Raw genomic sequence first — 12,596 nt, forward strand, 5'->3', positions numbered from 1 at the left:
TCAGTGGGAAGCTGAAGTCATGGGTGCATTTCACATGCTAAGCCGTGCAGAATCACGCTTAGGTGAGGAAACAGTTGAAACCCGCAGCGAATGGGAACGCAAAAACCGCCTGTTCCACGACACGCTCATTTCCGCCTGCCCTTCCCGCTGGCTTAAGCAGTTTCAGCATCTGCTCTACATGCAGTCAGAACGTTATCGCAGGCTGATTCTTTCCGAGAAGCCCATCCCTCGAGATGTGCATTCCGAGCACGAAGAAATCTTGAATGCCACCTTGAACCGCAACAGCGAACTGGCCACGCAAATTCTGGCTGAGCACATCAATCGATCCTTGATCGCAGTGCAAAAGCTACCCAAAGAAAGATTTGGAAAGTAATCAGCTGCTAAGCATTGAATGAATCAATGCTGTTACTGGTGTATCAATCCCCAAGCGTTCAGCACGCCTAAGCACGCTGCCGCTGATCGCATCTAGCTCCAAAGGGCGGCCCTTTTCAAGGTCTACCAACATCGAAGTCTTGATCGGATCAAACTCACAGATCAATTTGAACATTTCATCCACATCAGACTGACTCAACACAACATCGTCGGCGCTTGCAACCGCAGCCACCTCTTGCATTGCCGCATAAACCACTTGCCTGTAATGCGGTTGTTTCGTTAAAAAGCCAGTGTCCTTTCGAGTCAAAGCCGACAAGGGATTCACGCCATTGTTCACCAACAGTTTTTTCCACAATTCATGTCGAATGTCAACGGTAGCCCGGGTAGGAATTCCTGACGCATTGAAAGTATCCGCCAGCCTTTTCACTATGCCTTGCAAGCCTTCATTTACAACCGCATTAGGCCATGCACCCAACACAATTTGACATAAGCCTTGTGCCTCGACAAACCCCGGCGAAACGATATGTGCACCAATTCTTACAGCCAAACCGCCAACTACTCGGTTAACGCCCAATAACTTGCTGAGTACTGCTTCATTCTCGACACCATTTTGCAAAGACAAAACTGGTGTAGCGCCAGCGGCCAGCCAAACTGAATTTGAATCGAGCCAACTCGCCGTGTCCTGCGATTTTAAACACAGTACAAGTACATCAAAATCATCGCATCGGTACTGACGTTGTAAGGTGGCTTGATCGACCGCACACACAGGCTGCTTGAATGAAAACTGATCATGTTCAACCTGCAAGCCACGGGTTTTCATCGCTTCAAGGTGACCCCCGCGCGCCGTCAACACCACGGAATTTCCGTCCATGATCAAGCGGGCAGCATAGTAGGCACCCACGCCCCCGGCACCCACAAACAGCAAGCGCAGCGGTTTTTTCTCACCAAGCGATTCCATACACTCTCCTTTGGCATCACCATAACGCAAGTGAAATTGCGATGTACAGTTGGTCGAACATCGTCCATGTGCAGACCACTACATTTGGCCTATCTTCGGTGCATTTCGCAAATTCAGTCGTAGCAAATTTTTTACCGAAAATACAAAACAAAAAGGACCTAGCGGATCACTCACGCTAAGTCCTTTGTATTTTGGGGCGATGTATGGGGCTCGAACCCACGACCCATGGAATCACAATCCATTGCTCTACCAACTGAGCTAACACCGCCACCGTAAACCGGTACTGAATTCTTGGCCTGCCCGGAGGGGTTCGAACCCCCGACCCCTTAGAAGTTTGGTACACGTAACTGTGTAGAAAACTACACAGTTAGTTTTCAAATGGCGTAAATGCGTGCTCTCAGCAAGGTTCTAACTCTTGGGATCTATGCCAATAATGTCGTTTAACATCAACATAGCATCAGCAGTTACCGTTAAAAACTCATCTCGAAACAGCCAGCTGCGAGCATCGGCTCGCCTTTGAATTCAGACGCTTTTCCACGATGCGTGTACTTTATTCAAATTTAATCTCTACGACTTGAATAATTCAGATCTTCCGGTACATCCACATCTTGCAACACATCCGCGGTTGGCCACTCAATCGGGAGCATATTCGCAGCGCGTAGCAAATTTTTTGCGCCTATATCTCCCTGCAATGCAAGCAGTGAACCCGCCCATGTACGCGTCAGCCCCACCGGGTGCCCACGCTTGCCTTGAAAGTATGGCGCCACAGCATGTAACTCTTGTGCGCTCACTTTCGAGAGTTCAGCATGTACCAGTGCAATGGCTTCAACGGGTAGCCACGGCATATCTCCCAATGAAATCACAAATCCAGTGATACCAGGCTTTTTCTCAAGGCAATGCTTTACAGCCGCGGCCAAGGCGCTGCCCATACCTTGTTGTGCTTCCGGGCTGATCAAGACTTCGCAGCCCGCATCGAACAGGCAGTGCACGCGCCCGGGCTGGTGGCCTTGAACAACTGCCAGCGTGTCGGGCAGCACCTTGCTCATGGCGCTGCCGCTATGCCACAACACAGGCTTGCCAGAATCTGCGCGAAGTTGCAGCAACTTGTCTTTTTCCCCGCTAGGGTCAAAGCGCTGGCCCTGCCCCGCAGCCAATAAAATGCCCTGAATCATGGCCCGGGCTTTTTCATTTTGCGCAGGCGCTCAAGGTGTCAGCAGCCACTTCAAGCGCAGCTTTGGCTTGTGCCACATTCAATACCTTGTCGCCAGCAACGCCGTTTTTCATGGCCACCAGTTCGGCGGCAATTGAAACAGCGATTTCAGCAGGGGTGCGGCTGCCAATATAAATACCGGCCGGGCCACGCAAGGTTGCAGCCTGTTCCTCGCTTACGCCAAATTCAAGAAGGCGGGTTCGGCGGGTTTCATTGTTACGGCGCGAACCCAGCGCAGCCACATAAAATGCGGGACTTTGCAAGGCCTCCATCAAGGCGAGGTCATCCAGCTTAGGGTCATGGGTCAAGGCAATCACGGCCATGCGTGCGTCGGGTTTCATCGCCATGACAACGTCGTCGGGCATGTCGCGTGTCAATGTGGTGCCGGGTTCATTCCATTCATCGGCGTATTCTTCACGTGGGTCACATACCGTCACAGCAAAATCGAGTGCAATCGCCATGCGCGCCAGTTGCTGGCTTAACTGACCAGCACCAATCAGCAACAAACGATAGCGTGGGCCGAATACACTGATCAAGGTGGAGCCATCAAACACCAAGCCTTGTTCAGGGTGGGAGGGCTCCAGTTTGCTGTCGCCTGTTTTGATGTTCAGGCTGCGCTGCACCAGTTTTCCGGCTTTCAACGCATTTAACAATTCCGTCAATTCATTGGCTGCAGCCAAGGGTTCAAGCACCAGCTCCATGGTGCCGCCACAGGGTAAACCGAAGCGCCGGGCCTGCTCAGCGCCAACACCATAGCTCACCAGCTGGGGCTGTGCCGGAAAGCCGTCCTTGTTCAACAGGCGGTCAATCAAATCGTCTTCAATGCAGCCACCCGATACGCTGCCCACGGCATGGCCATCTTCACGCAACGCCAGCAACGAGCCCGGTGGTCTGGGGGAAGAACCCCAAGTGCGCACCACAGTGGCCAGCATCACGCGATGGCCATTTTCCAGCCACCGGTGCGCGCGCTGCAACACTTCAAGATCAAGACTTTCCATGCTGCGGCTCCTTTATGCTTTCAGTTGTTCAGCAATCGGCAGTTTGCGAATGCGCTTGCCGGTCGCGTTGAACAAGGCGTTGGCCAGCGCGGGTGCCAAAGGTGGTACGCCCGGCTCACCCACGCCGGTTGGCTTCTCGCCAGACTGAACCATGTGTACCTCTACTTTGGGCATTTCGTTGATGCGCAACACTGGGTAGTCGTGGTAATTCGACTGCTGCACCTCACCGTCTTTCAAGGTAATTTCACCAGTCAGTGCGGCGGCCAGGGCAAAACCAATACCACCCTCCATTTGTGCTTTCACCACATCGGGGTTTACCACCACACCGCAATCTACGGCACACACCACACGGTCCACCTTGAAGTTGCCATCTTTCTGAACTGTTACTTCAACAACCTGAGCCACAAAACTATTGAACGATTCATGCACAGCAATGCCGCGTCCACGTTTGGCACCGTCGGCTGCGGATACCAGTGGCTTGTTCCAGTCAGCTTTTTCAGCCACCAGTTTCAGCACACCTGCGTGGCGGGGGTGCTTGGTCAACAAGGCCTCCCGGTATTTAACTGGATCTTGTTTGGCTTGAACGGCCAGTTCATCCACGAATAATTCGGTGGCGTAGGCAGTGTGGGTGGAACCCACGGCACGCCACCACTGAATGGGCACGCGAACCTGTTCATTGGTGGTATGTAAATCCACGAGCATGTTTGGAATTTGATAAGGCACGTTAGATGACCCTTCGACCGAGGTTACATCTACGCCGTCTTTCACCATGCCTGCCTCAAAGGGCGAACCTTTGGCAATTGACTGGCCAACAATGCGGTTCTCCCAGGCCTCTGGCAAACCATTTTTTCCCAATGCTGCGCGCAAGCGGTGGGCATAGACCGGGCGGTAGTAGCCGCCTTTCATGTCGTCTTCCCGGCTCCACACCAATTTCACCGGCGCTTTTCCGCCAATGGCTTTCACAATGTGTGCCGTTTCAACCAGGTAATCCGCTTGCGGGTTGGCTCGGCGGCCAAAGCTGCCACCGGCATACAGCATGTTCAGTTTCACTTTTTCGGGGTCAAGGCCCAACACTGCGGCCACAGCAGCCTGGTCGGCGGTTTGCATTTGTTCGCCATTCCAGACCTCCGCGCTGTCCTTGTCCAGTTTAATCAGGCAGTTCAATGGTTCCATCGAGGCATGCGCTAAAAAAGGGAAGTGAAAGTCGGATTCGACAATCTGATTGCTGCGCGCAAATTGCCCTTTGGTGTCACCATCTTCCCGCGCAACCGTGCCGGGCTTGCCCAGTAGTTGGGTGTAGTCAGCTGTAATTTGTTCGCTGCTACCGTTGTAAGCTTTGGACAAATCCCATTCAATGTTCAGTGCATCACGACCTTTTTTCGCGGTCCAGAAATTGCTGGCCAAAACGGCCACGCCACTGGGAATGGTGACCACGTCCGATACACCTTGGATAGCGCGCGCAGCTTTGTCATCAACCTTCTTCACGGTGCCGCCAAACTTGGGCGGGTGGGCAACAACAGCCACCAGCATGCCGGGCAGTTTCATGTCTTGCGTAAAAATTGCAGTGCCGTTGGTTTTTGCAGTACTGTCTTTGCGGGGTGCTGTTTTGCCAATCAGTTTGAAATCTTTCGGGTCTTTCAACGTTACTTCACCAGGCACAGATTGCTGGCTGGCTGCTTCAGCCAACTCGCCAAAGGTGGCCTTGCGATTGCTTTTCGCATGCGACACAACACTGTTGCTCACTGAAATTTCGCGAGCGGGTACTTTCCATTGTGCAGCGGCAGCGTTCACCAACATGGCCCGGGCGGTGGCGCCTGCGGTACGCATTTGTTCAAATGAGTTGGCAATTGCGGTACTGCCGCCAGTGCCTTGCGCACCCCAGAACAGATTGTTGTAGTGTTTGGTGCTAGCGCCTGCGCCCTCCACTTTGACTGTGGACCAATCGGCATCCAGTTCCTCTGCAACCAAGGTGGCAAGGCCGGTATACACGCCTTGACCCATTTCAAGGTGTTTGGAAATAACAGTAACTGTGTTGTCGCTACCAATTGTCACAAAGGCATTGGGAGCGAAGTTGCCTGCTTCAACAGCACTGCCAGCCTGGCCCGGGCCGCCTGCTTTCAGTTTGTTGCTGGCAAACACGGAGGGAATGCTGACTGCGAGTGTCAGGCCGGCGCCGGCTTTCAAAAAATCGCGACGAGAAACGTTGGTAACAATGCTCATGAATGTTTCTCCTTAAGCCAATGTTTTGGCGGCTTCGTGAATGGCCGCGCGAATGCGCACGTAAGTGGCACAGCGACATACATTGCCTGCCATGGCTGCATCGATGTCATCGTCGGAAGGCTTTGGGTTGCTGACCAGCAAAGCTGTGGCCGACATGATTTGCCCCGACTGGCAATAACCACACTGCACGACATCGAGCTTCTGCCAGGCTGCCTGAACAGCCGATCCCACTTTGTGATTCTGCATGGCTTCGATGGTGCTAACTTGTTTGCCAGCCACGGTGGACACTGGCGTCGAACAACTGCGCACAGGCTCACCATCTACATGTGCTGTGCAAGCGCCGCAAAGGCCCATGCCGCAGCCAAATTTTGTGCCCGTCATGTCCAGATCATCGCGAAGCACCCAAAGCAGTGGGGTGTCGCCATCCACGTCCACACTGACGGCTTTGCCATTCAATACAAAATCAACCATTCACCACCTCCGATATTCTAAAAATGTTGCAGTGCACATATCGGTACAGTCTAGCCCCCTTGATTATCAAGATAAAGGCGGATATGGTGTATTGGTTATTAACATTAGGTTCAGAATGGAGATTATTCATGGTGCTCGATAAAGATCTGCTGGACGGCATTCCGGTGTTTTTAACTGTAGCCGAGCACAGCAGTTTTACCTTAGCTGCTGCGCAATTGGGTATTACGCCTACTGCGGTGAGCAAGGCGATCCGGGTGTTAGAAGAACGACATGGTGTGGTGTTGTTTCAGCGGACCACTCGCAAAGTTGCTTTGACTGAAGCTGGCCAGGCTTTGTTCTCGCGCCTGCAGCCCGCTACGCAGGAAATTGATGAGGCAATCTCCGCTCTTGGCCAGTTTCGCGACAAACCAATCGGCACGCTTCGACTGAATATGAAACGATCGGCCTGCACCTATTTGGTCGAACCCATTGTTGCCGAGTTTCGCCGGAAGTACCCCGATGTGAAATTGGACATCACGATCGATGAAGGCCTTACCGATTTGCTGGAAGGTCGTTACGATGCAGGTATTCGTTTGGGCGAATCGGTAGACAAGGACATGGTTGGCGTGCGCCTGACTCCCGATTTGGCTTTTCATGTGGTGGGAAACCCGGAATATTTCAAGCGCAATGGCAAACCAGCAAAACCTGAGGATTTACAGCAACACGATGCAATCATGTACCGCTTCGTGACCAGTGGCACCTTTCACCGGTGGGAGTTTATTCGCAGCAAGCGGCAGTTTTTTGTGGATGTACCAAGCCCAGTGGTGGTGAATAACCGGGATATTCTGATCAACTTTGCCCGACAGGGTTTGGGTTTGGCCTATGTGGCGCAGTACGAGGTCGAGCGAGAATTGACTGAAGGCAGCTTGGTACCCGTACTCAGTGAATTCATTCCCAAAACTTCAGGTTTGTATTTGTACTTTCCTGCTCGCACTCAAGCACAATTGAAGTTACGCGCTTTCATTGACATGGTTAGCAAAGTTCGGCCGTCCTGAACTCAACCGAGTTCAGACACACAAGCGACTCGGTATTGCGCTGAAAGTTTGGGAACTACGAAGGTGTCATTAGCGGTACTTGCTTTCGTTGCTCAGAGATTACCAGGCAACCCGGGGTAGTCCAAACACCTAAAAACATCCTGGATCTTGAGCTACTCCGACTGACTAGAGGAATGCCGAGCAAGCACCTAAAACAGGAAAAGTTCCCTTTCCCTTGATGCGCAAAAACCCGAAAAATGGAACAATGAAATTCTCACTACGATCATTGATATGGGTTCCCCTGACCTTCTCAATTGGCTTCGCTTTGTCTGCCAGTCTTATTGTGATACAAGCGAGGGATGACATCCGAGAAGAACTGGAATCCGCAACGCATGTCGCGAAAAGCCTGGCACTGCTGATTGAATATGACCGAATCGGTGCGCAAGAGGCGAAAAATCTGCAGTTCAGACACATCCGGATTTCAACGCAGCCACCGCACTTGGTGAATCAAAGCCTCAATGTGAGCATGCCTTCCTGGCTGGCTAACTGGACTTTGGGTGATGTTGGCAGTGATTGGCAAAAGTATTCAATTCACCTCGACCCGGTTCAGATGTGGACTGTGTACGCCACACCGGAGGATGAGCTCGATGAAGTCTGGGAAAGTCTGACTTCGACATTTTTTGTATTTCTTGTCTCCGCACTTTTGTGCATCGCGTTAATTCAGTTTGGGCTCAATGACGTTCTTAAACGAATGCGTCAGTTTAGTCGCGCCATGACAGAAATGCGCGATGGCCACCTTGAAACAAAGCTGCCTGAAACCAGCCCGATTGTGGAACTTCAGGCTATAGCCCGTCAATTCAATGCGACCACACTGATACTCAAGCAAGCCAGAGAAGACAATAAGTCTTTGTCGATTTCACTGATTAACTCTCAAGAACAGGAACGCAGACGCCTTGGCAGTGAACTGCACGACAATCTGGGACAGATAATCGCAGGTCTTCGTGCCCGAGTCTATTTACTAAACATTCAAACTCAGTCTGAGATGTCAGCCTCTGGTCTAGAGACCCTGAAATCAGTATCCGACGAACTGGAAGAGGCCCACCGCGTGATCCGGAATCTGATCACCGAGTTAGATCCAATGGATCTACAAACAGTCAACCTGAATGAGGCCTTGAACCAGATTTGCATGAAATGGATGCAAGTCACTTACATTGAATGTGAACTTGAAGCCTCGTGTGAAGTGTCACCAGCGATAACCTTGGTCGCACAAGAAGTAGTACACATCATCCGGATTGTCCAAGAGTCCCTTCACAACATTTACAAACACTCGAATGCAAATAAAGTCACCGTGAGCTTGGTCAACACTCGGGACTACCTCGATTTGAAAATTGAAGACAATGGTGTCTCATCAAAAGAGTTGAAATCCGGTTATGGTCTTCGCTCTATGCAAGTGAGGGCAAAAGAACTTGGAGCACGTCTTCGTATACAAAAACACAGCACGGGCGTGACCGTGCATTTGCACAAAACACACCAGAGAGCACACTCGAATGAATTACTTGATTGTTGATGATCATCCACTAATTCGTCAAAGCTACTCACAAATCATTAATCAGATTTGCAATGGCTTGGCGCAAATCGATCATGCGGACAACGCCCAATCAGCTTGGCTCAAGTGGACAGAAATACGACACGAACTGGTCGTACTTGACGTCAATCTCCACGACATCTCCGGTCTGGATCTGGCAACAAAAATTTTGCGCAGACAACCGGCGACTCGTGTAATGTTTTTCAGCATGCACGATGAGCTTGGCCTGGTGAGTCGTGCCATGAAACTTGGTGCATGCGGTTTCGTCAGCAAATCAGCTGAACCTGAAGAGTTTGCCCGGGCGATTCGGACAATTTCGGAGGGCGAATTCTATGTTGAGCATCGTCTGGCCACCGGGCTTGTTTGCTCAAAACACACAGGAAGCAACGCACTCGCTACACTATCAGGTCGTGAGAATGAAATTTTTCTGATGATTGCAAAGGGATATTCATCCAGACAAATCGGCAAACTATTGAATCTCAGTGCAAAAACAGTCGCCAACAACCTTTCTATTATCAAACAGAAGTTGAATGTAGACACCACAGCAGCGATGACTCACCTTGCAGTGAGCCTCCAGTTGATTGAAGTTTACCAACCCACGGGGCAGCCAGTACAACCCTCAAAATTGGCATCCTGAAACGTGGCGTAATGAATTCGGGCCCCTGTTATTGTGCTGCCATCAAAGTCAACCATATTCATTTTGGCTTCCTGCAAATTGGCATTGTTGAAGTTGGAATCCACCAGGCTGCATTTCTCCATCCAGGCTTTCTCGAAACTGGCCATCTGTGCGTTAGCACCGGTAAAGTTGGCCCGATTAACCCTGGCAAACGAAAAATCAGCCGCTATCAGACTCGTGCGTGTGAAGTTTGCTACTTGACCAAAAGCCGCGTAAGCCTGCACGGCATCTAATGTTGCATCGGTAAAATCGGCTCTGCGCAAATTGGCGCGCTTCAAATCAGCCCTGGTCAGATTGGCACCAGTCAGGTTGGCTCCTTCAAGATTAGCCCCCCGCAAATCAGCATGCCGCAGGTCCGCTCCCCTTAGGTCGGCACCCGACAAATCGATTGCACTCAATTCCATATTTCGTAAATCCATGCCGGTGAGGTTGGCGTTTTTACAGTGGCTTCCGGGCTGTAGTTCACAGGCTTGAACATTCACGGCAACCATTAGCCCCGCCATTATTGTCAATCCATAACACTTGATTGAGTTCATTGAGTCATTCCCAAAAAAGAAAAACGGATGGGATTGCCCTGCAAAGCAAACCCATCCTAAGCAACAACGTCTTCCAGGATGAAGAGAGGAAAATTGACGTCGTATTAACGCGAGGCTTGCTGAATCATCTTGGGCAGCTTGAATACCCAGAATGAACCACCTTGCGGCACTGGCTTGGTCAGCTCGGCCATTTCACCACCCCAAAGTGGCACTGCACCACCATAACCACTGGCCACACCAATGTACTGTTCGCCATCCATTTCCCAAGTAATCGGGGAGGAAACAATTCCTGAACCCGTCTGGAATTTCCAAAGCTCTTTGCCGGTTTTTGCATCAAAGGCCTTGAAGAAGCCATCGCCTGTCCCTGTGAACACCAGATTGCCTTTGGTGGCCATCACGCCTGCCCACAAAGGCAACTTCTCCTTGTGCTGCCAGGCCACCTTGCCCGTTACCGGATTCATCGCCCGAAGTACTCCCACATGGTCGTCATACATGCGTTTGATTCGGAAGCCTTGGCCAAGATAAGCAGCACCCTTTTTGTAGGTCACATTTTCAGTCCAGTAATCTTCTTTCCAGTGATTGGCACCGATGTAGAAAAGACCTGTGTCTTTGCTGTAAGCCATCGGGTTCCAATTCTTGCCACCCAAAAATGGTGGAGAAACTTCAATGGTTTTGCCACGTTCTTGACCAGGCTCTGGTGGGGGTGGTCTTTGACCCGCTACCTCAATTGGACGACCTGTTTTTTCATCAATCCCCTTGGCCCAGGTAATACCATCCACGAAAGGTACACCACGAATAAATTTGCCGTCCGAACGATTCACAACATAGAAGAAGCCGTTTCGGTCTGCGTGCGCCGTGGCCTTGATGGTTTTGCCGCCATCTTTGTACTCAAACAAAACCAGTTCATTGTTGCCAGAGAAGTCCCAAGCGTCATTGGGTGTATGTTGGTAAAACCACTTCACTTCTCCCGTGCTGGGGTCTACGGCAACTTGACCTGAGGTGTACAAGTTGTCGTACTCCAGCGGATTTCCACCTTTGGGTGTGCGAGACCAAGTGTTCCAGGGAGCGGGATTACCTGCGCCCACGATGATCAGATTATTTTCAACGTCAAAGCTGGCAGACTGCCATGGAGCGCCACCACCCTGGCTCCAGGCTTCAACCTTACCTGTAGGACTGTTGGGATCATCAGGCCATGAAGGGGCCTTTGGATCGCCAGTAGGAGTACTCTCCTTACCATTCAAGCGCCCCATGTGCCCCTCCACAAACGGACGCATCCAGATTTCCTTGCCTGTTTCCGGATCACGTGCGTAGAGCTTGCCCACCACACCGAATTCGTCTCCGGAAGAACCATGAATCAACAGTACCTTGCCTGTTTTTTGATCCTTCACCAAGGTGGGAGCCCCTGTCATGGTGTAGCCAGCGGTGTGGTCTTCGAACTTTTCACGCCAAGCCACCTTGCCGGTTTTCTTGTCTAGCGCAACAATGCCCGCGTCCAAGGTGCCGAAGAAAACCTTGTCGCCAAAAATGGCCGCCCCGCGGTTGACCACGTCGCAACAGGGTCGAATATCTTCAGGCAATCGATGAGAATACTGCCAAAGTTTTGCACCTGTTCTCGCATCCAATGCATACATTCGGGAATAGGAACCCGTAACATAAATAACGCCATCATGAACCAGGGCCTGCGTTTCCTGGCCGCGCTGCTTTTCATCGCCAAAACTGAAAGACCACGCTGGCACCAGACTGGCCACGTTCTTGTCATTGATCGCGGTCATGGCACTGTAGCGCTGCGCCTTCGGCCCAAAGCCGTAGCTCAAAATGTCTTTCGGAGTGTTTTCATCGTTGACGATGTCTTCCCAAGTCACGCCTCCAGATTTGGCGAGCACAAGGTCAGGCTGCAATGCCAAACTGCTTATTGCGGCAAAAACAGCCAACGCAGTTGCGCTGAGCTTCAAACTTGCTTTTTTCACTGATTTCTCCTCTTTGATCTGATTTGTAATGATCCGACTCTTCTTCGGATTGAATACAGATTAAGAAGTGAGGAGTGTTATTCCTAGAGCAGATTTCCCGCAAATGAACAGGAAAAATTCCCGGAATGAATGGATGCGCAAATAGGAAGTTGATAACGGCATGCGCAATGGCGTTTGGCCGCTTCCACGACCGTGTCTTTGTCTGTTTCTCTCAGGATTCGAACAATCTGTTCATCGCTGAATCGGGCTCGTTTCATTTCGTCTCTCACTTGGCTGAGAGACCATTGTAATTAAGTCACGTTGGATCGAAAAATCCGGGGCAGGTCAGAATATCTTTGGATGTGACAGATGAACATGTGTCAAAGATAGGTCGATACTCACGAAATGTCTGTGAGAGAAAATTTGTCACAGAATTTGTCACAGGCATGTCACAGCCGTGTACTGATGGGTTGAGATCAAAAGGCAAATTTCCAAATAAATGACCAGTTAGGAAGTTTCTCTGTCGAGAATGATGCAGGCAAGAAACAAAAAGGACCTAGCACCTCACAGCGCTAAGTCCTTTGTATTTTTGGGGCGATGTATGGGGCTCG

The 12,596-nt window shown here is 51.0% G+C and carries 11 protein-coding genes and 1 tRNA gene; 4 read left to right on the plus strand and 8 right to left on the minus strand.

Annotated elements, in window-relative coordinates; translation table 11 throughout:
• Positions 1-373: FCD domain-containing protein (locus tag B4N58_RS01620; RefSeq protein ID WP_291745217.1), on the plus strand; the 373-nt coding region annotated here is incomplete at its 5' end.
• Here the strand turns inward: B4N58_RS01620 and B4N58_RS01625 are convergent.
• From B4N58_RS01625 to B4N58_RS01650, 6 genes are all read right to left on the minus strand, one after another.
• Positions 374-1,330, minus strand: a complete 957-nt coding sequence (locus tag B4N58_RS01625; protein ID WP_291745219.1) for a ketopantoate reductase family protein — start codon at positions 1,328-1,330, stop codon at positions 374-376.
• A 192-nt stretch (positions 1,331-1,522) separates the two neighbouring features.
• Positions 1,523-1,598 (minus strand) — tRNA-His (locus B4N58_RS01630).
• Positions 1,599-1,890: 292 nt separating this feature from the next.
• Positions 1,891-2,502 carry a nucleotidyltransferase family protein gene (locus B4N58_RS01635; protein WP_291745221.1) on the minus strand — a complete coding sequence of 204 codons (612 nt, stop codon included), beginning with the start codon at positions 2,500-2,502 and terminating at the stop codon, positions 1,891-1,893.
• A 13-nt stretch (positions 2,503-2,515) separates the two neighbouring features.
• Positions 2,516-3,538 carry an XdhC family protein gene (locus B4N58_RS01640; protein ID WP_291745223.1) on the minus strand — a complete coding sequence of 341 codons (1,023 nt, stop codon included), beginning with the start codon at positions 3,536-3,538 and terminating at the stop codon, positions 2,516-2,518.
• 12 nt (positions 3,539-3,550) lie between these two features.
• Positions 3,551-5,758 (minus strand): xanthine dehydrogenase family protein molybdopterin-binding subunit, encoded by a 2,208-nt coding sequence (locus B4N58_RS01645; protein WP_291745225.1) that lies wholly within the window; start codon positions 5,756-5,758, stop codon positions 3,551-3,553.
• Positions 5,759-5,770: 12 nt separating this feature from the next.
• On the minus strand, positions 5,771-6,229 hold the full coding sequence (locus B4N58_RS01650) for a (2Fe-2S)-binding protein (RefSeq protein ID WP_291745227.1): 459 nt from the start codon (positions 6,227-6,229) through the stop codon (positions 5,771-5,773).
• A 128-nt stretch (positions 6,230-6,357) separates the two neighbouring features.
• Here B4N58_RS01650 and B4N58_RS01655 point away from each other — a divergent pair, with 128 nt between their 5' ends.
• The 3 genes from B4N58_RS01655 (at position 6,358) to B4N58_RS01665 (ending at position 9,464) form a co-directional block, all read left to right on the plus strand.
• Positions 6,358-7,263 carry a LysR family transcriptional regulator gene (locus B4N58_RS01655; protein WP_291745229.1) on the plus strand — a complete coding sequence of 302 codons (906 nt, stop codon included), beginning with the start codon at positions 6,358-6,360 and terminating at the stop codon, positions 7,261-7,263.
• Between the two features lie 217 nt (positions 7,264-7,480).
• Positions 7,481-8,809, plus strand: a complete 1,329-nt coding sequence (locus B4N58_RS01660) for a sensor histidine kinase (RefSeq protein ID WP_291745236.1) — start codon at positions 7,481-7,483, stop codon at positions 8,807-8,809.
• Positions 8,790-9,464, plus strand: a complete 675-nt coding sequence (locus B4N58_RS01665; protein WP_291745231.1) for a response regulator — start codon at positions 8,790-8,792, stop codon at positions 9,462-9,464. Before B4N58_RS01660 ends, B4N58_RS01665 begins: the two co-directional genes overlap by 20 nt.
• Here the strand turns inward: B4N58_RS01665 and B4N58_RS01670 are convergent.
• A complete protein-coding gene (locus B4N58_RS01670; RefSeq protein WP_291745233.1) occupies positions 9,416-10,006 on the minus strand; it encodes a pentapeptide repeat-containing protein in 591 nt (196 codons plus the stop codon). The genes B4N58_RS01665 and B4N58_RS01670 overlap by 49 nt on opposite strands.
• A 137-nt stretch (positions 10,007-10,143) precedes the next feature.
• Complete coding sequence (locus tag B4N58_RS01675) at positions 10,144-12,006, minus strand: PQQ-dependent methanol/ethanol family dehydrogenase (RefSeq protein ID WP_291745235.1); 1,863 nt, start codon at positions 12,004-12,006, stop codon at positions 10,144-10,146.
• Positions 12,007-12,596 lie beyond the last annotated feature (590 nt).

The organism is Limnobacter sp. UBA3528, from assembly GCF_002377005.1.
GTDB lineage: Bacteria > Pseudomonadota > Gammaproteobacteria > Burkholderiales > Burkholderiaceae_B > Limnobacter.

Excerpts from the sequence above, each read along its gene's own strand:
- B4N58_RS01650 (WP_291745227.1), bottom strand. The coding sequence starts at position 6,229 with ATGGTTGATTTTGTATTGAATGGCAAAGCCGTCAGTGTGGACGTGGAT.
- B4N58_RS01670 (WP_291745233.1), bottom strand. The coding sequence starts at position 10,006 with ATGGCGGGGCTAATGGTTGCCGTGAATGTTCAAGCCTGTGAACTACAG.
- B4N58_RS01655 (WP_291745229.1), top strand. The coding sequence starts at position 6,358 with ATGGTGCTCGATAAAGATCTGCTGGACGGCATTCCGGTGTTTTTAACT.
- B4N58_RS01635 (WP_291745221.1), bottom strand. The coding sequence starts at position 2,502 with ATGATTCAGGGCATTTTATTGGCTGCGGGGCAGGGCCAGCGCTTTGAC.
- B4N58_RS01640 (WP_291745223.1), bottom strand. The coding sequence starts at position 3,538 with ATGGAAAGTCTTGATCTTGAAGTGTTGCAGCGCGCGCACCGGTGGCTG.
- B4N58_RS01660 (WP_291745236.1), top strand. The coding sequence starts at position 7,481 with ATGCGCAAAAACCCGAAAAATGGAACAATGAAATTCTCACTACGATCA.
- B4N58_RS01665 (WP_291745231.1), top strand. The coding sequence starts at position 8,790 with ATGAATTACTTGATTGTTGATGATCATCCACTAATTCGTCAAAGCTAC.
- B4N58_RS01645 (WP_291745225.1), bottom strand. The coding sequence starts at position 5,758 with ATGAGCATTGTTACCAACGTTTCTCGTCGCGATTTTTTGAAAGCCGGC.
- B4N58_RS01625 (WP_291745219.1), bottom strand. The coding sequence starts at position 1,330 with ATGGAATCGCTTGGTGAGAAAAAACCGCTGCGCTTGCTGTTTGTGGGT.